Source organism: Geothermobacter hydrogeniphilus (assembly GCF_002898515.1).
GTDB lineage: Bacteria > Desulfobacterota > Desulfuromonadia > Desulfuromonadales > Geothermobacteraceae > Geothermobacter_A.
This window is the reverse complement of sequence record NZ_PPFX01000033.1, coordinates 18,331-42,280: the sequence shown is the minus strand read 5'-3', so window position 1 is coordinate 42,280 and position 23,950 is coordinate 18,331. Positions and strand designations below refer to the sequence as shown.

Here is a 23,950-nt window from a genome sequence, read left to right as displayed (position 1 = left end):
GCCGGAAACGGATAAGCTGCGCCTGTGGTTAAAGGAACCAGCTCTCTACTCTACCTAGGTGGCTGCTCAGCCGCCGACTGACTTCAGCCACAGTCAGCCCACCATTCTCAACCAGGCTGACGGCCTCCTCCTTGAACTCCTGGGTGTAAAACTGTCTCGGGATTCGTTCCAATGGACACCTCCTTGAGCCTCACAGGCTATCAGGTTGGTGTCCACTTTTTCCAGCCTACCTCAGAGTGGTGCAACTCTAATTTCCAATTATAATAATTATTGCTTTACATGGTTTTCGTGGGGGGATATTTTAGTTAAAAATACTCACACGGAGGAAACTATGAACTGCCCTTATTGTAACCATCAAAACCACCTGGAAGTTGATTTGCACGCCGATGGTTTCAGCAAAGATTTGCTGGAATGCACCGAATGTGGTGCTATGTTGAGAACAAATGGACGGAAATTAGAAACGGTCCACGAACCAACCAAACCATTTATTTCTGATCCGGGGGAGGAGGCTCTGCAGTCAGCGATGAAATGAGCTTTTTGCCGAACAAATTGACCCCCTGTATTTAGTACGAAGTACCCCCTCCCCATCCTTTGGGCGGGGTTTTTACTAGAAAAGTGTAGAGCTGACACGGGATATCGAGTTTCATCCTGGAGATAGCCGAAGATTGATCATGTTTCAAATTGTTGAAAAAAGACTTCTGATCAAGTTCCCACCCAGGCAACATCTGCACATTTTATCATGCCAGATACCCAACAACTTGGAGAAAAAAGATTTTGTTTATCATCTGGCAGATCCAGAACAAAACTGGCAAACGGTTCGTTCAATTATTGACTTGATCATCGATGGCCAAGGCAATCTGAAAAAAGTTAACTTTATCTTTTTTCCCGAGGCAATCCTCCCCCACTCGCGGCTATCTGAAGCATTTGATCTACTTAATAACATTCGCCCAAATACTATAACAGTTCTTGGGCTAGGGCCAATCAATCTCGGTGATTACAAAAAACTGCTTCAGCAATTTGATGTCGACAACCAAGAAGCCTTGGGATCTGTGATTGAAGACCTCGATTCAGGCGCCATCGAAACTCTTCCTGTGAACTGTTGTCTGGTTATTGTAAAAGAAAATGACGGTGGTCAGCGAGTCTTTTTTGAGGCCAAAAGTCATCCCTTTAGAGGTGAAGAAACACTTGATAGCGACCATTATCTCTATTGCGGGAAAATTTTCCCCTTATTTCGCTGTCAACCAAGTTGCTACAATTTCATGACACTCATCTGTCTTGATTACGCCTACCGGGATATTTATCAGTCAAATATCAATGTCATTATCGAAAAGGCCAATCAGCTGTTTTTTGAGACTCGCCAGAAACTTGATTTATTATCTGTCATTGAATGCAACCCCAAACCTGAGCATTCTGCATTTGGCGATATTGCAAGAGGTTTTTATGGTGAGTATCTAGCCCGCGCACCTGGCATTAACGACACTGTAACACTTTTTTGTAACTCTTCTGAAGACACCATCAGTCCAGACTGTGAACCCGAGGTTAGCTATGGCTACTCGTCAGTTCTGATTCATAAAAGTCACAAACTCAGGCCGATTCGAATGGCTGAATATTCGATTGATGATTTTGACGGTCGCCCCTTAGGCAGACTGCGTTTCAGTGCAGCAACTCGCCTGTACTATTTCAGCCTTCCATTTTTTCATGCACTTGATCCCCGAACCACACGCACGCCACTAAAAGTTCACGCAATATTTCGCCCAGGTCAAAATGGCTGGAACCGGATTAAGGTCTAGCTCAGTCAAAACTGCAGCACAGCCGTGTGCTATAGGGCAATAAGGAGCTTAAATCTGGGGCAAACAGCCGGATTTGCAGCCAGTTCATGGATTGTCCGATACCCCCAACATCCCCCGATACTGCACCTGGCCGAGGCGGTGCAGCAGAGACCTTGGGGTCAGGTCTTGAAATATCAGTTTTCCATGCTATCCTCCCCCCATGTCCAGACCACTGCGCATTGAATTCCCCGGTGCCGTCTACCACGTCACCTCCCGCGGCAACGCCAAGGCGGATATCTTTCGCGAAGACGGCGATCGGCAGCTGTTTCTCAAGGTTCTGACCCAGGTGGTGAAACGTTTCAACTGGCTCTGCCACGCTTACTGCCTGATGGACAACCATTACCACCTGCTGATCGAAACGCCGGAAGGGAATCTCTCCGCCGGGATGCGGCAACTCAACGGTGTCTATACTCAGACCTTCAACAGGAAGCATGGTCGTGTCGGCCATGTCTTCCAGGGGCGTTTCAAGTCCATCCTGGTCGAGAAGCAAAGTCATCTGCTCGAACTGTGCCGCTATGTTGTCCTCAACCCGGTCCGGGCGGGCGCTTGCGAGCACCCGTCGCACCATCCCTGGAACAGCTACCTGGCGACGCTTGGCAAACAGCCTTGTCCGTCATTCTTAACCACCGACTGGGTGCTGGGAAACTTTTTCCGGAGCCGGGGCAAGGCGCGGATTGCCTACCGACAATTCATCGAAGATGGATTGACAATGCCAATTCGTTCGCCCTGGACTCAGCTGCGCGGGCAGATTGTGCTGGGAGGGGACGCCTTTCTGCAGAGAATCCGCGACTTGCTGGAAGATCAGGACCTCGCCGCTGAAATCCCGCGACATCAGCGTCACATCGGTCGCCCGGCTCTGGAGTCCCTGCTGCCGCGGGACAAATCCCTTTCAAAGCCGGAACGAAATCGCCTGATCCGTGAGGCTCACCTTGTACATGGTTATCGCCTGACCGAGATTGCCCGGGCCGGCGGGCTGCATTACACCACCATCAGCAAGATCGTTAACACTGAAAACTGATAATTCAAGACCTGTCACAGAGAGGCATGTGAGTGCCTATGACCGGGCACCCCATCTTTGACCTGGCAACCACAAGGTTTCAAACGGGACGTCCGAGCGCAAGCTCTCGATCACGGGGGAAAGGAATCCTGATATGTCCATGATTACAGCGGCAAGATTTGCTGCCTGGATGTCAGGTTTTGATCTTTTGATAAAAGCCGTCCATTGCACCTTCTTCTGGGGATCCTCAAAAAAAACGGGAGTGAATGCAAGGGGCACGGATACAGGCAGTGGAGTGCGCCTCCGGTTGAAAGTGTTTCCGATCGCCTTTTGCAAGACAGTTCCCTCAAAAGAAAAAATCTTCGAAAGCAGCCAGATGTCATAGAAATCCTTCACCCGGCTGTTCGCAAGGCCGAGCTTGACCATTGATTCCAACTTTTCGGCCACCAGTGTGTATCGCGGATAGGCTTTCAATAGTGGCGGTGGACCATCAAACAACGTCGGATATTCGACGTCTTCGGGATCAGGTGTTACCGCATCACCAAAACCAATATCAATTTGCAGAGGAACCCGGGCCTGATTCAGCAACCCGATTAGGGTCATACGCACCCCGTCATACTCCTGCTCTTCGCGGATCTCTTCCGCTTTCAGGGAGTCGGGAAGATAAATCATGCCATCATTCTGACACTCTACGCTGCAGATGCCACGGAACACTTCTGCAAGCCGTTCCAGGTCAGAATTGCCCAACCCGAGAAGATCCGCATCTCTGGTGATGCGGTAACTCTGCCCTTTCCAAACCAGGAACAGACTCGCCCCTTTCAGAATGAACCGATCGTTGTGTGACGAGATGCTGAGTCGATACAGGAACCTCTCCATTCCGTAGCGAGAGAGCAGGAGGTTAAAATCTTCCCTGTTGCTTTTGGCTCTGTTCAGCAGTCGCTGAAAGATCGAATGTGAAATATTTTTCTTGTTGTTCTGGCTCACACGGTTGCCTCCAGGTAGGGACGCATGATTTTTGATACCCTGTCGATTCCGGCGGCTTCGAACAGTTCGTCCATGGTGGCTTTTCGTGAGCGCCAAACCTCGCGAAGTGCCTCAATGGCGACATCGAGGCCGACCTTATTGCGAAATTTGAAGCAGTCGGCAACCGTCTTTGCGGGGGTGTAGATTTTAACCGCAACCCCGTTTATGACGTGTTCCTGGATGCCGAATGAATACGCCTCGCCGGAAACATAAGTCAGGTTAAGCGGAGGGTATGCAACGTCGGGCCGCCACGACCCCCTGGGGACGGACAGCCATATCTCATGGGGGATCTGGGTTGTGATCCCGTGGTAGTTCAGTGCCGAGACAAGACAGACGACAGCGTGAGGGAGCCTTTTTGCAACCTCGGTCAGTGCCGAGTGTTCGGTCACGGGGACGCCCGGAAGGCTATAAAGCCCAACGGCTTTTTTCTGCAGAAGTCCTTCCTTGTGCATTTGGTACAGGTAGTTTCTGGAAATACCTGCGGCCTTAACGTCTGCGGCCCGGATAAGCCCTTTCGCCCTGGCAAGATCCAGTATCTGCTGTTTTCGATCCATGGAGGCCCCTTGGTGCAAAACCTATTCAAATATATACAAGTGAATAGATTTTGCAATTTCAATTTAACCACGCCCCGGATAATTCTGTCAGCCCCAATGTCGGCCATATCTTCCAGGAGCCCAATATAGCCCAATAGGGACGCCCATGTAATTATGCCTTTCACTTATTTTTTCCAAACCCCGAGGCTTGACGGGGGGTAGGGCGGCTGATCGCCCCTACAACAACCGGCGCTGCAGAAGGGTCTGCATGTCCCGGCGCCGTCGGTTATCAGCATGACGTAGACATCCTCGCCGATGATTCGGTAGATAATGCGGCAGGGTTTGTAGAAGACTTCGCGAAATTCCCGGATTCCGAGTTCCCGCAGTTCCCGGGGGCAGGCGCCGCGCTGCGGCATCTCGGCCAGACAGGAGAAAACCGATTCTATCCGGTGCAGCAGATCATCGGCTTTCTCCGGTATGTCGTGTCGGGCAACGTGGGCATAAAACTCATCAAGGTCGCTTGCGGCATTGTCGGTCAAAAAAACCTTGCCGGCCATTAACTCTCACGCCCCTTGGCTCTCAACCGGCCGACAACATCTTCAGCCGCCTGGACCCGGCCCTCTTCGATCTGGCGATTGCCGACGGCCAGGATTTTCAGCAACGCCAGCCACTCTTGGTCCCGTTCGTAACTGTGGATATCCTGCACCACGTCTGATGATCAGCGGACCCTGCTGTTTTTCCAGATTGCGAAAGATCTCCGCGAAAATTAATCCTGATCCAGAACAGAGATGATCCGGCCATGCTCGGGGCAGAGTTGCCTTAACCGGCGGCGGAAGCTGCTCAGGGCCGGCGGTGCGGTGCGCCGGAAGAGATGGCTCGGACAGCGGCAGTCGCTGGCGCCGAAGCCGGAGATGGGAACGCAGCCGCGGATCCGGGACAGGGCGGCGGCCCAGAGGCATTCGTCGGCGTGGTTGTCGGTGCTGTACCAGACCTGGTGGATTTCGGCGCCCTGGCGCAGGTAGTCGAGGTGCCAGTGCGGCCTGCGCACCGGGCGCAGGTGGTGGCCGAGCCGGGCGGCCAGGCCGCCGGGGCCATGGGCGCTGCCGAGGTAGAGATAGCAGCCGGGAACCAGCTCCAGTTCCCCGAGACGACCGATCGTCAGGGTGCGGGGCTGTGGGCAGAACAGCTGCAGCAGGTAGGTGCCGGGCGCGACGGGAAAGCGCGATTCGGGCGATACGAAATTATCGTTGCGCATCCCTATCTCCCCTGAAACTGAGTCGGAAAATCAGCGCCGCCGCGCCGGCGGCCAGGGCGAGCAGCAGCATGACGCCGCGGTAGCGGGCCATGAGCGGTTCGCCGAGCCAGGCCGGCGGCCGGTCCAGGGTTTCGAGCATGCCCCCGACCAGAGCGGTGCCGAAGGCCCCGGAGAGAAAATAGATCAGGTTGTAGAAACCCATGCCGATGCCGCTCTGCTCAGCCGGCAGCTGCAGGGAGACGATTTTTCCGAGTGCCGGCTGCAGCAGGGCGAAGCCGCTGTAGCAGAGGACCAGCAGCAGAAGAACCAGCAGCGTACCGGTGCCTCCCAGGGCCGCCAGCAGCAGGTAACCGCAGCTGAGGATCACTAACCCGCACAGGGCGACCGGCGGCGCACCCCAGCGGTCGGTCAGCCGCCCGCCGAGCAGTCCGGCTAGTGAACCGCAGAGGGCCCCGGGAAAAATGATCAGACCGATATCGGTCGTGGAGACGTCATGCACCTGGCGCAGCAGCAGGGGGGTGGTGAACAGCAGCCCGAAGACGGTGCCCATGCCCAGGAAGGTGACCAGCAGCCCGCGGCGATAGAGACGGTCGCGCAGGAGATTGCGGGGGATGAAAGGCCAGGGAGAACGTCTTATCTGCCGCGTCAGGAGCAGGCCGAGAGGCAGAACCGGGACCAGAAACCACGGTTGCCGAGTGGTCAGGGCGATCAGCAGGGCGGCCACCAGCAGGGTCAGCCCGCAGGCCCCGGCCAGATCGTAGCGCAGCGGCCGGCGCGGTTCGCGGGGCAGGACCAGGCCGAGCAGCGGGATCGCCGGCAGGGTGGCGAAGGAGAGGATGAACAGCCAGCGCCAGTGAATGGCTCCGGCCAGCAGCCCGCCGATCAGCGGTCCGAGTCCCATGGCCAGGGCAACCGTGGCGCTGACCGCGCCGAGCACCCGGCCGCGCAGCTCGACCGGCGCGAAGCGGGTGGCGATGATCATCACCAGCGCCGGGATGGCGGCACCGCCGCCGGCCTGGACCAGACGCCCGGCGACCAGCAGCGGATAGCTGCCGGCGAGCAGGCTGAGCAGGGCGCCGGTGTTGAACAGCAGCAGGCCGATGGTCAGCAGGCGGCGTACCGAATAGGCGTCGGCGAGTTTGCCGTAGCTGATCGAACCGATGGCGAAGATGACGATGTAGCCGGTGATCACCCAGCTGACATTTGCGGCGGAAAGATCGAAGTCGCGGGCGATGTCGGGCACCGCGATATTGAACATGGTGCCGTTGAGGACCGAGCAGAAGACGCACCAGCAGAGTAGGGGGACCAGGCGCTTCAGGTGGGAGGTTGTCGAAGCGGATGAAGACATCAGGATCGGGAGTGTCCCCTGCTTTTGGTGTTGACTCAAACGTTCGTTTGAATTATACCTGCAAATTGCGCCTGTGACGCATTCCCGCGACTGGCGGGTTAGATCCGCCGGGCTGCCAGGTATTGTTCCCGAGGAGTGTCCATGAGTCAACCCGATACCAAGGTGAAAATTCTCGATGTGGCGGAAAAACTTTTTGCCGCGGATGGTTTCCACGCGACCTCGCTGCGTGCCATCACCAGTAACGCCGGGGTCAACCTGGTGGCGGTCAACTACCATTTCGGTTCCAAGGAGGAACTGCTGGAAGCGGTCATCGAGCGCCGCCTGACGCCGCTCAACCGTCGTCGGGCAGAGATGCTCGATGCGGAATTGGCCGCGGCGGAGGCGGAGGGTCGGCGTCCTGATCCGCGCCAGGTGCTGCGCGCCCTGGTTGAGCCGACCATCGAACTGCGCGAGCAGGGGGAGGGGCCCGAACATTTCATCACCCTGGTCGGCCGCATCCTTGCCGATCCGCGAGGGGTCGGTCGCGATATTTTCCTGCGCCGCATGGAACCGTTCATCCTGCGCCTCTTCGAAACCATGCATCAGGCCCTGCCGCACCTGTCCTTTTCCACCCTTTCCTGGCGGATGCATTTCGCCGTCGGTTCGCTGAGTCACGTGATGCGCTGTCATGATCGCTGCCAGGACCTCCCTCCCGGCATCCTCCCGGGAATGAAGATGGTCCGGCTGGCAGATCTCCTGCTCGACTATACCCTGGCCGGGATGGAGGCGCCGGAATGAGAATTTTCCTGCCGCTGTTTGCAGGTGTTCTGCTGTTGTCCGGCTGCAGCCTGTATCAGCCGACCGCCGTTTCACCTCCCCCCGATCTTCCCCGGACGTACCTGGCGGCAACGCCGGGGACTGAGGCCGGAAGTCCGCCGGATTGCTGGTGGCTGGCGTTCGGTGATGAAGATCTGAACCGGCTCATGACCCGGCTGTTTGAGCAGAATCTCCAGCTGGAGGAGGGATTTGCCCGCGTCGAGCAGGCCCGGGCGGCCTTGACGGTTGCCGGCAGCACGCTCTGGCCGAGCCTGGGGCTGGGCGGCCAGGGAAGCCATGAGCTGGTTCCCGGTTTTATTCAGGCCGCGCGCGTCTACAATTACCGGTTTTCGGCCCAGAGCGGCTACGAGCTTGATTTGTGGGGTAAGTTGAGGAGCCGCAAGCAGGCCGCGGCCGAGTTGCTGCGGTCCGGCGAAAATCAGTTGCGAAGTCTTTATATAAGTCTCAGCGCGCAACTGGCCGATCTGTATTTTCTGGCCGTTGAACAGCGGGCCCAACTGGCCCTGACAGATCAGACCATTGTTTCCTACCGGGAAACGCTGCAACGCGTCGAAGACCGTTATCAACTCGGTCTGGTGCCGGCGGTTGATGTCTACCAGGCACGACAGACGCTGGCGGCAGCCGAGTCCAGCCGTCCCCGGTTTGCCAAGGCGCTGGCGACGGCCGAGCACGGCATCGCGACCTTGCTGGGGTCTTATCCCGCGGGTGGTGCGGCCGGTACCCTGGATCAACTTCCCTCCTTTGCGGATCAATTCCCGACCGGTCTGCCGGCCAGTCTTCTTCAACGTCGTCCCGATGTCGCGGCGCGTTTCCATCAATTACGTTCGGCTGATGATGAGGTTGCCGCCGCCATCGCCGATCGTCTGCCGACTTTAAACCTGGCGGCGAATTACGGTTATCTGCAGACAGATTTCGGTATCGGCGCGATTACCGGGAATTTCTGGCAGTTGATTGTTCAGCCGGCCGTGACGCTCCTTGACGGCGGCCGCCGTCGGGCCGAGGTCGAGCGTAATCGCGCGGTGGTGCGGGAACGGCTGGCGAGCTATCGGCAGGCGGTGCTGGATGCCTACCGCGAGGTTGAGGATTCTCTGGTTGCCAATCAAACCGACGAACAACGGCTTGAAACCCTGCAGCGCACTGTCGATGCCACCTCGGCAAGCTTGCGACTCGCCCTGCAGAACTACCTGTACGGATTGACCGATTACCTGCCGGTACTGACGGCCCAGCGGAATGATTTCCAGGCCCGCAGTGAATTGCTTGCCGCCCGGCGGCAGTTGATCAGTGACCGCATCAGCCTTGCGAGGGCTCTTGGAGGGACGTGGATGGAGAAAGAAATCAGTCAGAGGTTTGCCGGTCACAAGGAGTCTGTGAGCCATGAGTAACAAGGGCCTGATGATGAAAATTGGTCTGCCGCTGCTGATCCTGGCGATCGGCATCGGCGGGATGACGGTGATGGTCAAAAAGCGCAGGGTTCCGGTGAAAAAGGTCACCCCGTTTCGCGGCGTACTGGTTGAAACGGCCCGCGTCACGCGCGGCGATTACCGCTTGCGGATCGAGGCGACCGGTACGGTGCAGGCCCGGCGACAGACCGATATCGTCCCCCAGGTCAGTGGTAAGGTGGTCAGTGTCGCTCCGAACCTGGTGGCGGGGGGCTTTTTCAGGCAGGGTGAAGAGCTGTTCGCCATCGAGACGATCGACTTCGAACTGGCGGTCGAGCGGGCCCGGGCCAACCTGAGCCGCAGCGAACTGGATCTGCAGACGGTCAAAGCCCGGGCCGATATCGGTCGCGAGGAATGGCAGCGGCTGCATCCCGACGAGGAACCGAATCCGCTGGTGGTTTATGCTCCGCAGTTGAAAAGTGCTGAGGCCGCCTTGCTTTCCGCCCGCGCCGCCCTGCGTCAGGCGGAGCTCGATCTGCAGCGCACTCGGGTGACGGCTCCGTACAATTGTCTTGTTCGCAGTGAGAATGTCGACCTGGGTCAATACATCCGTTCCGGCACCAAGGTTGCGACTCTGGTTGGCACCGATGAGGCGGAGATCATCGTGCCGCTGCCGCTTGGTGACCTGCACTGGCTGCAGGTGCCGCGATCTCCCGGCGAGCAGGGTTCGCCGGCGATCGTGTCCCTGCGCAGTGACGGACAGCGCTGGCAGTGGTCGGGGCATATCGTCCGTTCCCTCGGGGAGGTTGATCCGCGTGGTCGCATGGCGCGCCTGGCGGTCAGTGTCGCCGACCCTTATGGCCGCAACCCGCGAGCCGAGAATCGGCCCGAACTGGCGCTCGGCAGTTTCGTCACTGTCCAGCTGCAGGGGGATACTCTGCCCGGTGTGGTCGAAGTTCCACGGCGGGCGATGCGTGAAGGAGATCGGGTCTGGATCATGGAAGACCGCAAGCTGCGTATCGTGCCGGTCAAAGTGGTGCGACGGGAAAAAAATACGGTGCTGGTCAGCTCGGGGTTGCAGGGCGGTGAGCAGGTGGTCCTGACACCGATTTCGGGTGCCGCCGACGGACTGTTGCTGCGCACGGCGGAGAACTGACATGAATGCTGCGATCCGCTGGATGGCCCGTAACCACGTGGCTGCCAATCTGCTGATGATGGTCTTCATCGTCGGCGGCATCATTCTCGGCTTCACCGTCAAACAGGAAGTCTTTCCCGAAGTCTCCCTTGATATGATCCAGGTTTCGGTTGCCTATCCCGGTGCCGGTCCGGAAGAGGTCGAGGAAGGGGTGATTCTCAAGATCGAGGAGAACCTGACCGGGGTTGACGGCATTAAACAGGTCAAGGCCCAGGCCGCCGAAGGGTTCGGCACGGTGACCGCCGAGATCTATCCGGATGCCGACGCCAATCAGGTGCTGGCCGACATCAAGAGCGAGGTCGACCGGATCACCACCTTCCCGGCGGATGCCGAAGAGCCGGTGATCAGCAAGCTGCTCAATCGCCACGAGGTGATTTCGGTGGTGGTCTACGGTGATCTCTCCGAGCGCAGCCTGCGGGAGCAGGCCGAACGGGTGCGGGATGACCTGCTGGAATACCCGCAAATCACCCAGGTTGATCTCAGTGGGGTGCGGCCCTACCAGATTTCGGTGGAGGTTCCGGAACGGAACCTGCGCCGCTACGGCCTGACGCTTGATCAGATCGCCGCCCGCATTCGTTCCGCCTCACTTGACCTGCCGGGGGGAACGGTGAAGACCGCCGGCGGGGATATCCTGATCCGCACCAAGGAGAGGCGCTACTACGGGCCGGGTTATCGCGACATCGTTATTATCAACCAGCCGGATGGAACCGAGGTGCGGCTCGGTGATATCGCCATGGTGAGGGATGGTTTTGCCGAAACCGATCTCTCGGCCCGCTTCGACGGCAAGCGGGCGGCGATGGTCAAGGTCAGTCGGGTCGGCAAGCAGAAGCCGACCGAGATCTCAAAGATCGTCCTCGACTATATCAAGCAGCGGCGCCTGGAACTGCCCGACTCGGTCCACATCGCCGGCTGGAACGATACCTCGGAAATGTTCCAGAGCCGTCGCGACCTGCTGCAGCGCAACGCGAAGATAGGCCTGGTGCTGGTGTTCATCATCCTCGGTCTGTTCCTTGAGCTGCGTCTCGCCCTGTGGGTGATGCTGGGGATTCCGATCTCCTTCTGCGGCGCGCTCTTTTTCATGCCGGCGGTCGATGTTTCGATCAACATGATCACCATGTTCGCGTTCATCATGGCTCTGGGGATCGTGGTCGATGACGCCATCGTCGTCGGCGAAAATGTCTATGATCAACGGCAACTGGGCAAACCCTACCCGCTGGCGGCGGAGGAGGGGACGATTCAGGTCGGCCGGGCGGTGATTTTTTCGGTTCTGACCACGGTGGCCGCTTTTGCCCCCCTGCTTTTCACCGGCGGTATGATCGGCAAATTCATCGGCGTCATTCCGAAGATCGTCATCATTATTCTGCTGGTCTCGCTGGTGGAAAGCCTGTTCGTGCTGCCGGCCCATCTTTCGCTGGGGAAACGGCGGCCGCTCGACAAGGGGCTGCTCGGCCGCATTGACCGGGTGCGGCGCTGGTTCGGTGGACAACTCGATCGTTTCATTGCCGGTCCCTACCGACGGACCCTCGATTTCTGCCTGCGCTATCGTTATGCCACACTGGCCTTCGGCCTGGCGCTGCTGCTGCTGGCGGTCGGTACGGTGCGCGGCGGGCTGTTGAAATTCCATTTCATGCCCGAAGTCGACGGCGACCTGGTGACGGTCGATCTGGAGCTGCCGCCGGGAACGCCGATTGACGCAACTGACCGCGTGGTGCAACGCATCATGGCCGCCGGGCAGCAGACCGTGGCCGAATTCAACGCCGAGCGCACGGACGGCCGCAGCGTGCTGCGTCACATTTACGCGGTGGTCGGCGGCAGGATTTCCGGGACCCAGGGGCCGGGCGGCGATGACACCACCACCGCCAGCAATATCGCCAATATCGCCATGCTGCTGACCCAGAGCGAGAAGCGCGGCGTGGCGGCGGCTGCTATCGGTGACCGCTGGCGGGAATTGACCGGCGAGGTGCCGGGGGCGGAAACCCTGAGCTTTTCCTCTAACCTGGTGCGCCTCGGGGCGAACATCGATATCCAGATCGCCCATGAGGATTTTGCCGTCCTCGATCAGGTGGCGGAAAAGATCAAGGCCGCCCTTGCCGACTATCCGGGGGTGGGGGATATTGCCGACAATTACGCTCTCGGCAAGCGGGAACTGAAAGTGCGGCTGACGGCCGAGGCGCGGACTCTCGGGGTGACCGAGCAGGACCTCGGTCGCCAGTTGCGCAACGCGTTTTACGGGGTCGAGGCGCTGCGTCTGCAGCGCGGCCGCAACGAGGTCAAGGTGCTGGTGCGCTACCCCGAGTCGGAACGGAAACATCTGTGGAATCTTGAACAGCTGCGGATTCGTACGCCCGCCGGGGGCGAAATCCCGCTGTTGCGGGCCGCCGAGATCATCCCCGGCCGCGGCTATTCGCAGATCAACCGCACCGACCGCAAGCGGGTCATCAACGTCACCGCCCGGGTTGACAGCAAACGGGGCAATGCCGATGAAATCCTGCGGGATCTGAAACGCGGGCTGCTGGCCCGGCTGGCCAACGATTATCCGGGACTCAGTTTCGATATGGAGGGCGAGCAGAAGGAGCAGGCCGAATCTCTGGACAGCATGAAGCGCGGTTTCGCTCTCGCCATGTTCGCCATCTTTGCCCTGTTGGCGATTCCGCTGCGCAGCTACAGTCAGCCGCTGCTGATCATGGCGGCGATCCCGTTCGGCATCGTCGGCGCCCTGTTCGGGCACCTGCTGATGGGCTTCAATCTCTCCATTCTCTCCATGTTCGGCATCGTCGCCCTGTCCGGGGTGGTGGTCAATGATTCGCTGCTGCTGATCGATTATGCCAACATCCTTCGTCGTGGTGGCGGCGAGGATCTGCAGCGGACCCTGCTGCAGGCCGGGCAGCGGCGTTTCCGTCCGATTCTGCTGACCTCGCTGACCACGTTCTGCGGCCTGATGCCGATGATTCTCGAAACCAGCGTACAGGCCCAGTTCCTGATTCCGATGGCGATCAGCCTCGGTTTCGGCATCATGTTTGCCACCTTTATCACTCTGCTGCTGATCCCCAGTTTCTACATGATTCTTGAAGATGTGCGCGGGCTGTTCGGTTTGAGCCGCAGCCATGGTGACCACCGGGTCGGCGATGAGGGAGAATGTTGAGGAAAGAGGGCCCCGGGACTTGCCTCCGGAGGGCGAAATGGATTAAAAAGGCTCTTCAGCTCACCAGCGGAGGCACCCGTGGCACTTGAAGAAGACAACCTGTTCAGAAAAATCCGCCGCCGGGTCGGCCGGGCGGTCGGTGATTTCGGATTGATCGAGGAGGGTGACCGCATCCTGATCGGTGTTTCCGGCGGCAAGGATTCCTACACCCTGCTGCATATTCTCGATTCCCTGCGGCGGCGTTCGCCAGTCAGGTATGAACTGGTGGCCGGCACCGTTGATTCCGGCTTTCCCGGTTTTCGCAAGGAGGTCATCGAGCGTCACCTGGTCGAACATGGGTTCGAGTACCGGATGGAGTCGACCAATGCCTACGAGATTATCGAGAGCAGGCGGCGGCCCGGTTCCTCCTACTGTTCCTTCTGCGCCCGGCTGCGGCGCGGTATCCTCTACTCGCTGGCCGATGAGCTGGGCTGCAACAAGATCGCCCTCGGTCATCACCTCGACGATTTCATCGAAACCCTGCTGCTCAACCAGTTCTATGTCGGCAGTCTCAAGGCGATGAGCCCCAAGCTGCGGGCCGACAACGGTCGCCATACCGTCATTCGGCCGCTGGTTTACGTCGAGGAGGGAGAGATCATCCGCTTCATGCGGCAGCAGAAGCTGCCGGTGATCTGCTGCGCCTGCCCGGTCTGCGGCGAGGTCGATCAGAAACGGCAGCGGATGAAGGGATTGATTCGCGAGCTGAAGGGCGAAATTCCGCAGATCAAGAAGAGCCTGATCGGCGCTCTCGGCAATCTCCAGCCGCGCCATCTGCTCGATCGCAGGTTCCCGCAGGATTAATTCCGATCCGTATTTGGCAATGGCGGGGAGTCCGTTATACTAGGCGCATGGTCAAGGGGAAAAAAAACGGCACAGCGGAGAGTTGCAACTGCTCTTTTAATCTCGATCTGGACCTGGCCAGCGGTGTCCAGCAGCTGCTGTTCCCGAAAAGTTCACCGGTCTGCAGCTGGAGCTGCATCGGGATCAAGAACCGCATGGCCCAGGGGGTCGGCGGGGATTATTTCGATTTCATCACCCTCGGTGACGGTTGTCAGCTGATCTTTCTGGGCGATGTCACCGGCCACGGTCTGCAGGCCTCGCTGGTCATGGGGCTGCTGTATGGTTTTATTCATCGCAGCGCCGCTCAGGATTGCGACCCGTTGCGGGTTCTGCGTGAGATCAACACCTTTCTGCGGTTGTTTGCCAAACGTTCCGAAAAATATGACTATTTCTTTTCCAGTACCCTCTTCTGCGGCGTGATCAACCCCGACAGCCTCTGCATGGAGTATGTCAATGCCGGGCATGTCGCACCGGTGGTGCGGCGTGGTGATGAGCTTTTCCGCCTGAAACCGAGTGGGCAGCCGCTCGGTTATTTCGATCAGCCGGAACTTGACCTGGAACTGTTCCGCCTGCGTAGCGGCGACCGGCTGCTGCTCTTTACCGACGGCATTACCGAGGCCGAAGGCCGCAACGGGGAGCAGTTCGGGCGGCGACGGCTGGAACGGCTGGTGCGGGATCATCGTGAAGACCACCTCGATTTCCTGGACGAGGTTTTCGCCTCGCTGCAGCGTTTCGGGGTCCGTGACCCGCTGGCCGATGACTGCACAGCAATTGTCATTGACATGCATGGGGCCTTCGGGAGGAACGATGCTGAGTGAGAGGACGATCCCGCGTGGCATGGAGCGAAAAGTTTGTATCTGCACCACCGATCCCGCCCTGCGGCAGGTGCTGGCCGGACTCCTTGAGGGCTGGCGCTTTTCGTTGCAGCCGGAAATAGTGGATGGAGTTTTGCTGCTGGCCGAGGAAGGGTGTTGCGAGGCGCCGCCTGACCAGCCGGTGCTGTGGCTCGGCCATTCCCGCTACAGCAGCCGCGACAAGCTGCCGCTGCCGCTGCCGATCGAGGAACTCTATACCCGCCTTGAACATCGGTTCCACCGTCCGCCGCGTCGCCATATGCGGCTCGATATTGATCTGTCGGCCCGGGTCTGTTGCCGGGGCGGGGATTATGCCTCCAACCTGACCAGCCTTTCGGACCGTGGCGGCCGGTTGCGGTTGCCCATGGAGCTGGCCCGGGAGGAGGAACTGGAACTGGAATTCTCCCTGGCCGGTCGGCCGATGAGCCTGGCGGCTTCCGTGATTTACAGTTTTCAACGACCGGGAGCGGTGACGGATGGTTATGACACCGGGGTTCTTTTTGCCCGTCAGGTTCAGGAGGAGTGCGAGCAGCTGCGCGAATTCATTCTCGGGCGTTACCTGGCCCGGCTCAGGGAAAGGCTTGCTCCGGAGGTTTTCAGCGCCGGTCTGGCCTACTTCACCCTGCCGCCCGCGTTGCAGCAGTTTTACGGCGGCAGCCAGATGGTCAATTGAACCCGCCCCGACCCTGAGCCCGTCCCTTCCGTCAGCGCGGGCCCTCGATCCCGTCACCGACGGGATCGTCGATCAGCGTTTTTTCAGGCGGCCGAAAAGACCGCCTTTCTTTTCTTTGTCCTCTTTTTCACGCCGCAGATTGAAAAGTCGCAATTCGCGCAGTGCCTCGGTACAGTCGGGATTGCACTGGATGGCCAGTTCGAACTGTTTTTCCGCCTCTCGTTCGCGTCCCTGATCCTTGAAGATCTGTCCGAGATAGAGGTGGGTCAGATCATGTTCGCCGTTGAGGACCGCCGAACGTTGCAGCAGTTCAACCGCCTTGTCCCGGATCCCCGGGATGTCGGTTTTTGACCGGTAGAGGGCCCAGGCGTAGAGAGTGATGTACTCCGGTTCTTCCGGGCTGTTGTCGACAGAAATCTGCAGTTGCTTGAGGGCCTCGGAGAAATTGCGCGAGCGGATCATGTGCCGCCCTTTCTGAAAAGCGGTTTCCGCCCGCAGGATATCTTCGACCTTGGTCTTGACGCCACCGCGGGCCTGCTTCAGTGTCTCCCGGTAGTTTTTGCAGCGCACGGGGTCGGACAGGGTTTCATAGGCTTCGCCGATGCGCTGGAACAGTTCGTTGATCTTGCCGCGCAGATCCTCCGACAGTTTCATCTGCAGATAACGGTCAGGATGGTATTTCTTCGCCAGGGAGAAATAGGCCTTGCGCAGGGCCGCCTTGTTGGCATCCTCACCCACCGCGAACAGCTTGAAGTAGTCGCGCTGGATCAGGTCGCTGTATTCGGCCAGAAAGGTTTTGCGCATCTCATGCTCTTCGGCACTGATCGTCTCTGCCCCGGGTTCTCCTGAAAAGGACTGGACTTCGCGGCTTTCGACCATCTCCGAGAGCAGCAGCGCCGCCAGCAGCTGATCGGTTTCGGTGCGTGCCAGCGGGAAACGGTTGCTGATCTCTTCGAGCGTCAGCCGGCCGTTGCAGAGCGCGAAGACTCTTTCGTCCCGGCGGGTCAGGCCGATTTCCTGGTAACGGTAATGGGGGCTCTCGGCCTGGGACAGGTAGCGGTGGCGGTGGGGCAGAAGCAGCTTGGCGATGCGGGCGGCACTGTAATGGCGGCTGATGCCCTGGTAAATGAGAGCGGCCGGTGAACAGTCGATACTGGTGACCCCCTGTTTGAATTTTTTCCCCTGGACAAACTGGTACTTTCCCTCGGGCCAGGAAAAGATTTCCAGCAGTTTTTCGACAATCTGATTCCGCAGCACGTCGCGCAGCTGATGCGGGGTGAGCAGCCCCATGTCGATCAGCACCGTTCCCTGCAGGCGACCGCTTTTTTTGACCTGCTGCAGGGACTCAGCGCACTGTTCAGCGCTGATCAGACCGTCGTCAACCATCATCTGCCCGAGACATTCCCGAACCAGGTTGGAACGGGCGAAAATCGGGTAGCCGTTCCTGATGTAGATAACCTTTTTCATGCCGGCGCGGGTCAGTTGCAGCAGGCCTGTTGTTTTAAGGGTGTAGAGGTTGTGCAGCAGTCGGGGGAAGGAGGTCTCGCTCAGGTCCCCGGCGATATGCAGTGGTTCTGTGGTTGACTCGGCCATCCGCTCGCCGAGGATGGTGGCGATCTGGCGATGCAGGACGGGAAGGGTGAAGGGTTTGAACAGGCAGTCGACGATGCCCAGCCCCTGGTACCGCTGCACCTGCTCGGCTTCACGGGAAAAGGCTGTCATCAACATCACCGGCAGATCGCTCAGGGCAGGCTGGGTGCGCAGTTGACGGCAGAAGTCGATCCCCGACATGCCGGGCAGCATAATGTCGACCAGGGCCAGATCACAGCTGCCGGGGGCCAGTTTTTCGAGAGCCGTTTCGGCCGTGCCGAAGGTTTCAACCCGATAACCCTTCAGCTTCAGCGATTCGCTGAGAAACTTGCAGATGTTGGCATCATCGTCGATGATCCAGATATGTTTTCCCATCCTGCCCCTCCTTTTTGTCCCGGTTCAACTTGCAAGGTAATGCTCAAAAATGGCCCTGATGTTGCCGGTGACGGCCCGGTAATCTTCGAGGAACGTCACCTCGGGTTTTTTCGGTTTCTCAGGATACCCGAGTCTCCTGGCGAGTTTGCGCAGGTAGGCCGGGTCGCCGGAGAGTTCATTGATCGACTGGTCATGGACCAGTCGCAGCCGGTTTTCGAGGCGCCGCAGAAATTTGTAGCCGCTGCTCAGCAACTGGTTCTCGGTTTCGGTCAGCAAGCCGAGATCGGCAAGCGCCTGCAGCGTCTGCAGGGTGTTTCGGGCGCGCAGTTCGGGGTGTCGGGCGCCATGTTTGAGCTGCAGGTACTGGGTGAGAAACTCGACATCGACCATGCCGCCGCGGCCGGTCTTGATGTTGAAATGCGCGTCATCCTCGCGGGCGATCTCGGTTTCCATGCGTTGCCGCAGGCGCCTGATTTCCTCTGCGGCGTTCTCCGGCAGCGGCTGCCGATAGAGAATGCTGTCAACCAGGCGGGTGAGTTCAGCGATCAGCTCCTCCGGTCCGGCCATCGCCCGGGCCTTGGTCAGGGCCTGGCGCTCCCAGAGTTGGGCTGATTCCTGATGATAGCGTTCGAAGGCATCCAGGCTGGTGACCAGCGGCCCCTGGTTGCCCGAGGGGCGCAGCCGGGCATCGATCTCGTAGACCTTGCCTTCGCGGGTGACCAGGGTCAGGACGGAAATGATCCGTTGTGCCAGGCGGGAGAAGTATTCCCGGTTGCTCTGGACGCGGAACCGCCCCGGGTCGGTTCCTTCCACCGGGCGGGTTTCCCCCTCGCCCCGGTAGACGAAAATCAGGTCGAGGTCGGAATGGTAGTTCAGTTCCCGGCCGCCGAGTTTGCCCATGCCGAGGATGACGAATCCGGCCGGCTCCCCGTCACCGGTGAAGGGCAGACCGAAACGCGGAAGCAGCTCCTGCCGGGCCAGTTCGACGGCGGCTTCGAGGCAGGCTTCGGCCAGTTCGGAAAGCTGGCGGGCGGTCTGGCCCTGCAGGGCCTGACCGTGCATGTCGTTGAGGGCGATGCGCAGCATTTCCTCCTTGCGGAAACGGCGCAGGGCATCGAGCTGATCTTCGTAATGGTCGACCATTTCCAACTGGACGCGCAGGTCACGGCGAAAATCATCCAGCTCCTTGATCCGCACAGAGTCGGGGCTGACCAGGGAGTCGAGAACCTGCGGGCTCTGGATGAAGATCCGGGAGAGGAACTGGCTGGTGGCGAAGAGATTGACCAGCCGGGTGATGACTTCGGGATTCTGGGCCAGCAGCGAGAAGAAGGTCGCCCGCGCGCGCAGGGCGACGACGAAGTTTTCCAGGTTGCCGAGGGCCATGTCCGGTTCGGGAGAATCGATCACCGCCTGCAGCAGTTGCGGCGCCAGTTTTTCCAGCTGGCGGCGGGAACGTGGCGCCATCGGGTTGTGCGGCGGGCCGTGACGGAGGATCTGCAGGGATTCGAAGGCCCCGTCGGGGTTGCGGAAGCCGTTCTCTTCGAGCAGGTCCTTGACGAAATCGGGATCGGTGCTTTCATCGAGCAGAACGCCGATTTCGGGACGGATGCCGCTGCCGAGTTCTTCGTCGCTGGTGTAGAAGAGGCTGTGAAACAGCTCGGCGACGGCATCCCGGTGACGCTGCAGTTCAGTCAGGAAGGCCGCTGCGTCGGCGAAGCCGCTGCGTCGCGCCAGGGCACGCAGCTCCTCGGGTCTGGACGGCAGGCTGTGGGTCTGCCCCTCCTGGACCATCTGGATGCGATGTTCGGTATTGCGCAGGAAAATGTAGGCTTCGCGCAGGGTTGAGTGATCCCGTTCGGGGATCAGCCCCTCGGCCAGCAGTTGGTCGAGGGCGTCGAGACTGTTGCGGACCCGAAGCCGCGGGTTCTTTCCGGCATGGACGACCTGTAGCGCCTGGATGAAGAATTCGATTTCACGAATCCCACCGCGACCGAGCTTGAGATTGGTGTCGGCTTCCTGCCTGCGGGCCAGACTCTGGTCGATGCGCTGCTTCATCCCTCTCATGTCCTCGACCATCCCGTAATCGAGATAACGGCGGTAAATGAAGGGTTCCAGGGATTTGAGCAGGTGCTCTCCGAGAGAGATCGAGCCGGCTACCGGGCGGGCCTTGAGCAGCGCGGTACGTTCCCAGCTCTGCCCCCAGCTTTCGTAGTAGGCTTCGGCGCCCCGCAGTGGTGTCGCCAGTTCGCCGCGGCTGCCCTCGGGGCGCAGGTTGAGATCGACGCGGAAGACGAAGCCGTCGCCGGTCACCTGGCCGAGTGCGCGGCCGATCTGTTCGCTCAGCTTGCAGAAGTACTGATGCAGGGAGATCTGTCTGCCGCTTCCGGGCTGGTCGGGATGGCCGGCGGTCTGCCCCCGTTCGGAACTGTAGAAGTAGATCAGGTCGATATCCGAGGAGAAGTTCAATTCCCGGCCGCCGAGCTTGCCCATGCCGAGAATGGTGAATTCGGCTTCCAGGGGACAGCAGTCGTCCCCGGTTTCAAGCAGCGGCGTGCCATATTCGTCGCGCAGCAGCTTGTCGCAGATTTCGTAGGCGCGCTGCAGGCAGGCGGCGGCCAGGTCGGAAAGTTCGGCTCCGGTCTGCTGAAAGTCGGCCAGGCCGCAGAGGTCGCGACCGCCGATGCGCAGCACCTGGTGATACTTGAATTCCCGCAGCCCTTTCTGCAGTGCCGCGAAATCACTCCCCAAAGGAATCTTCTGCCGCAGTTGTGCCAGCATCTGTTCCCGGTCGCAGGCGGTGGTGAGGTTGCCGCCGACAAACAGGTCATGAAAATATTCGTTTTTTCGGCACAGGATCGAGCTGAGGAAAGCGGACGCTCCGAGGATGGTCAGCAGGTGCCGGCGTTCATCAGGTTGCTGCAATACCGGCATCAGCCCCTCTTTGGGGAGCGACCAGCTGAGGCGTTCGAGGTTGTTCAGGGCCTGGTCGGGGTCGGCGGTCGCGGCGGCATCTTCGGCGATGGCGGCCAGCAGGAGCGGGTCGCCGGTCAGCTCGTTGAGCAGCAGCAGGTTGACGGTGGTCTTTTTGCCGTCGGCAAATCCGAGCAGCTCGGAGAGCTCCACCAGTTCCGGATTGTCCCGGTCCCGGCAGGCCTGCTGCAGTCGATCGCTCAGTTCGCGATTGTCCATTCAGTCTCCGCAGTTGACCAGCTCGGCAAGTCGGGCGGGATAGTCTCCCGTGGCGATCCCGTGTTCGGTGATGATGGCGGTGACCAGTCGTGCCGGGGTGACATCGAAAGCGGGGTTGACGACGCCGATGCTGTCCGGTGCCAGCTGGATGTCGCCGATATGGGTGATTTCGCGCCGGTCGCGTTGCTCGATCGGAATCAGGCTGCCGTCGGCGAGGCTCAGGTCGATGGTCGACACCGGCGCAGCGACGTAGAAGGGGATCTGGTGTTCGCGCGCCAGCACCGCCACCGTGTAGGTGCCGATCTTGTTGGCGACGTCGCCGTTGGCGGCGATGCGGTCGGCGCCGACGATGACGCAGTCGATCAGTCCCCGGCTCATCAGGTAGCCGGCCATGTTGTCACAGATCAACGTGGTGTCGATGCCGTCCCGCTGCAGTTCCCAGGCGGTCAGTCGCGCGCCCTGCAGGAAGGGGCGGGTTTCATCGGCCAGCACCGCGACCTGCTTGCCGGCGGCCACCGCCGCGCGGATCACGCCGAGGGCGGTGCCGTAACCTCCGGTGGCCAGCGCCCCGGCGTTGCAGTGGGTGAGAACCCGTGCCGGGTCGGGGATCAGTTCCTGGCCGTGCCGGCCCATGGCGCGGTTGATGCGTTCATCCTCTTCGAGGATCGCCAGCGCCTCGTATTCCAGCGCGATCTTGATCTGTTCAACCGGCCGGTCGGCGTGGTTGCGGGCGAAACCCTGCATCCGCTGCAGCGCCCAGGCGAGGTTGACGGCGGTCGGCCGGCTGGCGGCGAGGTGGTCGCAGACGGCGGCGAATCGATCGAGAAAGTCCCCGGTTTTTTCCGCCTCGATGTCCCGCGCGCCGAACCAGGCGCCGAAGGCCGCCGCGCAGCCGATGGCCGGGGCGCCCCGAACCACCATGGTCCGGATTCCCTCGGCGACCTCGCGGTAGTCGCGGTAATCGAGCCAGATTTCCTCGGTCGGCAGCTTGCGCTGGTCGAGCATCTGCAGCACGCCGCCGGCGTAGCGCAACGGCTTGATGCCGGTCCCCCCGGCGGTGGCGCAACGATTGGGGATGTTGGTCTGCATGGGAGTATTCCTTTTTTATTTGCCGCCAAGACGCCAAGGTCGCCAGGAAAACCGATTTTTAACGGAGAGGCGCAGAGAGGGAGAGCCGCAAAGAAAATCATAACTGGCTTATGGTTTTAACCCCCGCCAGGATGTCTTGTCTTTCTCTCCGCCTTTGCCTCTCTCCGTCTCAGCGTTAAGAGCTTTTGAATGTCCTGGCGATCTTGGCGGCCGGAGGTCTTGTTAATCCAGCTTCTTCCGCAGCAGCTCATTCACCAGCTGCGGGTTGGCCTTGCCCCTGCTGGCTTTCATCACCTGGCCGACCATGAAGCCGAGCACCTTGGTCTGACCGGAACGGTACTGTTCGACCTGCGGCTGACAGTTCGCCAGCACCTCGTCGACGAGCGCCTCGATGGCGCCGCTGTCGGTGACCTGTTTGAGCCCTTTCTCCTCGATGATGGTGTCGGCATCCTTGCCGCTCTCCCAGATCAGTTCGAAGACCTGCTTGGCGATATTGCTGGAAATGCTTTTGTCGTCGATCCGCTTCAGCAGGCCGGCGAGCAGTTCCGGGGTGACCGGGATGGCGTTGACCGCCAGCCCGGTCTCGTTCAGTTTGCGCTGGATATCCCCCTGCACCCAGTTGGCGCAGAGTTTCGGATTGTCATGCCGGGCGAGACAGGCTTCGAAGTATTCGGCCACTTTGCGGTCGGCGGTGAGGACTTCGGCGTCGTAGGGCTTGAGGCCGAGTTCCTGCTGGTAGCGCGCCAGCTTGGCTTCCGGCAGTTCCGGCAGTTCAGTGCGGACCCGTTCGACCCATTCCGGAGCGACTGTCAGCGGCAGCAGGTCGGGGTCGGGGAAGTAGCGGTAGTCGTGGGCCTCCTCCTTGCCGCGCATCGAGCGGGTGGTGCCCTTGTCGCTGTCGAACAGGCGGGTTTCCTGGATCACCGTGCCGCCGTCCTCGATCAATTCGATCTGGCGCTCGATCTCGTAGTCGATCGCCTCCCTGATGAAGCGGAAGGAGTTGATGTTTTTCAGCTCGGCGCGGGTGCCGAACTCCTCCTGGCCGCGCGGGCGGACCGAGACGTTGGCGTCGCAGCGGAAGGAGCCTTCTTCCAGGTTGCCGTCGCAGATGCCGAGGTAGACGACGATCTGGTGCAGTTTCTTCAGGTAGGCGATGGCCTCGTCGGCGCTGCGCATGTCCGGTTCGGAAACGATCTCCAGCAGCGGCGTGCAGGCGCGGTTGAGGTCGACCCGCGAGCCGCCTTCCCCTTCGGCGTGCAGCAGTTTGCCGGCATCTTCCTCCATGTGGATGCGGGTGATGCCGATGCGCTGCGGGCCGCGTCCTTCGGTTTCGATGTCAAGCCAGCCATGCTCGCAGATCGGCAGTTCGAACTGGCTGATCTGGTAGCCCTTGGGCAGGTCCGGGTAGAAATAGTTCTTGCGGGCGAAGACCGAACGCGGGGCGATCCGGCAGTTGGTCGCCAGCCCGGCCTTGATGGCGTTCTCGACCACCTGGCGGTTGAGGACCGGCAGGGCGCCGGGCAACCCGAGGCAGACCGGGCAGGTCTGACTGTTGGGGGTCCGGCCGAATTCGGTCGAACAGCCGCAGAAGATCTTGGTGTCGGTGGTCAGCTGGACGTGAACTTCCAGGCCGATGACCGGTTCGAAGAGTGAGGACATGGTGCTACCTTTCAGAAGCAGTTCTGTTTCACCACGGAGCCAGGGAGAAAAAAGGATCGACAGCTCGCCGCCTCGGCGGCCAGTTCCAACTTGCCTTTCTCCGTGTCGTCATTCCCGGGGTGGAT

At 60.0% G+C, this 23,950-nt stretch carries 21 protein-coding genes; 10 read left to right on the top strand and 11 right to left on the bottom strand.

The window, feature by feature from the left end; genetic code table 11:
- Window positions 1-28: 28 nt before the first annotated feature.
- Entirely contained in the window at window positions 29-172 is a 144-nt protein-coding gene (locus tag C2E25_RS18145; protein WP_420094635.1) for a transposase, read from the bottom strand.
- 159 nt (window positions 173-331) lie between these two features.
- Here C2E25_RS18145 and C2E25_RS13125 point away from each other — a divergent pair, with 159 nt between their 5' ends.
- The 3 genes from C2E25_RS13125 (at window position 332) to C2E25_RS13115 (ending at window position 2,847) form a co-directional block, all read left to right on the top strand.
- Complete coding sequence (locus C2E25_RS13125) at window positions 332-532, top strand: hypothetical protein (RefSeq protein ID WP_103116182.1); 201 nt, start codon at window positions 332-334, stop codon at window positions 530-532.
- A gap of 139 nt (window positions 533-671) precedes the next feature.
- A complete protein-coding gene (locus C2E25_RS13120) occupies window positions 672-1,790 on the top strand; it encodes a hypothetical protein (RefSeq protein WP_103116186.1) in 1,119 nt (372 codons plus the stop codon).
- Between the two features lie 199 nt (window positions 1,791-1,989).
- Entirely contained in the window at window positions 1,990-2,847 is an 858-nt protein-coding gene (locus C2E25_RS13115) for a transposase (protein ID WP_103116181.1), read from the top strand.
- A gap of 36 nt (window positions 2,848-2,883) precedes the next feature.
- Here the strand turns inward: C2E25_RS13115 and C2E25_RS13110 are convergent, their stop codons facing one another.
- The 6 genes from C2E25_RS13110 to C2E25_RS13085 form a co-directional block, all read right to left on the bottom strand.
- A complete protein-coding gene (locus tag C2E25_RS13110; RefSeq protein ID WP_103116180.1) occupies window positions 2,884-3,810 on the bottom strand; it encodes a nucleotidyl transferase AbiEii/AbiGii toxin family protein in 927 nt (308 codons plus the stop codon).
- Window positions 3,807-4,403 carry a type IV toxin-antitoxin system AbiEi family antitoxin domain-containing protein gene (locus C2E25_RS13105; protein ID WP_103116179.1) on the bottom strand — a complete coding sequence of 199 codons (597 nt, stop codon included), beginning with the start codon at window positions 4,401-4,403 and terminating at the stop codon, window positions 3,807-3,809. Before C2E25_RS13105 ends, C2E25_RS13110 begins: the two co-directional genes overlap by 4 nt.
- A 164-nt stretch (window positions 4,404-4,567) precedes the next feature.
- The gene (locus tag C2E25_RS13100) at window positions 4,568-4,939 is read right to left on the bottom strand and encodes a type II toxin-antitoxin system RelE/ParE family toxin (RefSeq protein ID WP_199177432.1); all 372 of its coding nucleotides are present in this window, start codon (window positions 4,937-4,939) and stop codon (window positions 4,568-4,570) included.
- A complete protein-coding gene (locus tag C2E25_RS17710) occupies window positions 4,939-5,091 on the bottom strand; it encodes a hypothetical protein (RefSeq protein ID WP_199177431.1) in 153 nt (50 codons plus the stop codon). The genes C2E25_RS13100 and C2E25_RS17710 overlap by 1 nt, the downstream gene beginning before the upstream one ends.
- Before the next feature lie 57 nt (window positions 5,092-5,148).
- Window positions 5,149-5,637 carry a GIY-YIG nuclease family protein gene (locus C2E25_RS13090; RefSeq protein WP_103116178.1) on the bottom strand — a complete coding sequence of 163 codons (489 nt, stop codon included), beginning with the start codon at window positions 5,635-5,637 and terminating at the stop codon, window positions 5,149-5,151.
- Complete coding sequence (locus tag C2E25_RS13085; protein WP_158247261.1) at window positions 5,624-6,985, bottom strand: MFS transporter; 1,362 nt, start codon at window positions 6,983-6,985, stop codon at window positions 5,624-5,626. The genes C2E25_RS13090 and C2E25_RS13085 overlap by 14 nt, the downstream gene beginning before the upstream one ends.
- Before the next feature lie 141 nt (window positions 6,986-7,126).
- Between C2E25_RS13085 and C2E25_RS13080 the strand changes: the two genes are divergently transcribed.
- From C2E25_RS13080 to C2E25_RS13050, 7 genes are all read left to right on the top strand, one after another.
- Window positions 7,127-7,762 carry a TetR/AcrR family transcriptional regulator gene (locus tag C2E25_RS13080; protein WP_103116185.1) on the top strand — a complete coding sequence of 212 codons (636 nt, stop codon included), beginning with the start codon at window positions 7,127-7,129 and terminating at the stop codon, window positions 7,760-7,762.
- Entirely contained in the window at window positions 7,759-9,183 is a 1,425-nt protein-coding gene (locus tag C2E25_RS13075; RefSeq protein WP_103116176.1) for an efflux transporter outer membrane subunit, read from the top strand. Before C2E25_RS13080 ends, C2E25_RS13075 begins: the two co-directional genes overlap by 4 nt.
- A complete protein-coding gene (locus C2E25_RS13070) occupies window positions 9,176-10,336 on the top strand; it encodes an efflux RND transporter periplasmic adaptor subunit (protein WP_103116175.1) in 1,161 nt (386 codons plus the stop codon). The genes C2E25_RS13075 and C2E25_RS13070 overlap by 8 nt, the downstream gene beginning before the upstream one ends.
- Window position 10,337: 1 nt before the next feature.
- Window positions 10,338-13,517: an efflux RND transporter permease subunit gene (locus tag C2E25_RS13065; protein ID WP_103116174.1), complete on the top strand. Its 3,180-nt coding sequence runs from the start codon at window positions 10,338-10,340 to the stop codon at window positions 13,515-13,517.
- A 78-nt stretch (window positions 13,518-13,595) separates the two neighbouring features.
- Complete coding sequence (gene ttcA, locus C2E25_RS13060) at window positions 13,596-14,357, top strand: tRNA 2-thiocytidine(32) synthetase TtcA (RefSeq protein WP_103116173.1); 762 nt, start codon at window positions 13,596-13,598, stop codon at window positions 14,355-14,357.
- 47 nt (window positions 14,358-14,404) lie between these two features.
- Window positions 14,405-15,214, top strand: coding sequence for a PP2C family protein-serine/threonine phosphatase (locus C2E25_RS13055; protein WP_103116172.1), 810 nt, complete (start codon window positions 14,405-14,407; stop codon window positions 15,212-15,214).
- A gap of 19 nt (window positions 15,215-15,233) precedes the next feature.
- Window positions 15,234-15,923 carry a PilZ domain-containing protein gene (locus tag C2E25_RS13050; RefSeq protein WP_158247260.1) on the top strand — a complete coding sequence of 230 codons (690 nt, stop codon included), beginning with the start codon at window positions 15,234-15,236 and terminating at the stop codon, window positions 15,921-15,923.
- A 72-nt stretch (window positions 15,924-15,995) separates the two neighbouring features.
- On the opposite strand, the gene C2E25_RS13045 is transcribed toward C2E25_RS13050, so the two are convergent.
- The 4 genes from C2E25_RS13045 to gatB form a co-directional block, all read right to left on the bottom strand.
- A complete protein-coding gene (locus C2E25_RS13045; protein WP_103116170.1) occupies window positions 15,996-17,888 on the bottom strand; it encodes a response regulator in 1,893 nt (630 codons plus the stop codon).
- Window positions 17,889-17,912: 24 nt separating this feature from the next.
- Window positions 17,913-21,077 carry a bifunctional [glutamate--ammonia ligase]-adenylyl-L-tyrosine phosphorylase/[glutamate--ammonia-ligase] adenylyltransferase gene (gene glnE / locus C2E25_RS13040; RefSeq protein ID WP_103116169.1) on the bottom strand — a complete coding sequence of 1,055 codons (3,165 nt, stop codon included), beginning with the start codon at window positions 21,075-21,077 and terminating at the stop codon, window positions 17,913-17,915.
- The gene (gene mtnA, locus C2E25_RS13035; protein WP_103116168.1) at window positions 21,078-22,166 is read right to left on the bottom strand and encodes an S-methyl-5-thioribose-1-phosphate isomerase; all 1,089 of its coding nucleotides are present in this window, start codon (window positions 22,164-22,166) and stop codon (window positions 21,078-21,080) included.
- A 222-nt stretch (window positions 22,167-22,388) separates the two neighbouring features.
- Window positions 22,389-23,825 (bottom strand): Asp-tRNA(Asn)/Glu-tRNA(Gln) amidotransferase subunit GatB, encoded by a 1,437-nt coding sequence (gene gatB, locus C2E25_RS13030; protein WP_103116167.1) that lies wholly within the window; start codon window positions 23,823-23,825, stop codon window positions 22,389-22,391.
- Window positions 23,826-23,950 lie beyond the last annotated feature (125 nt).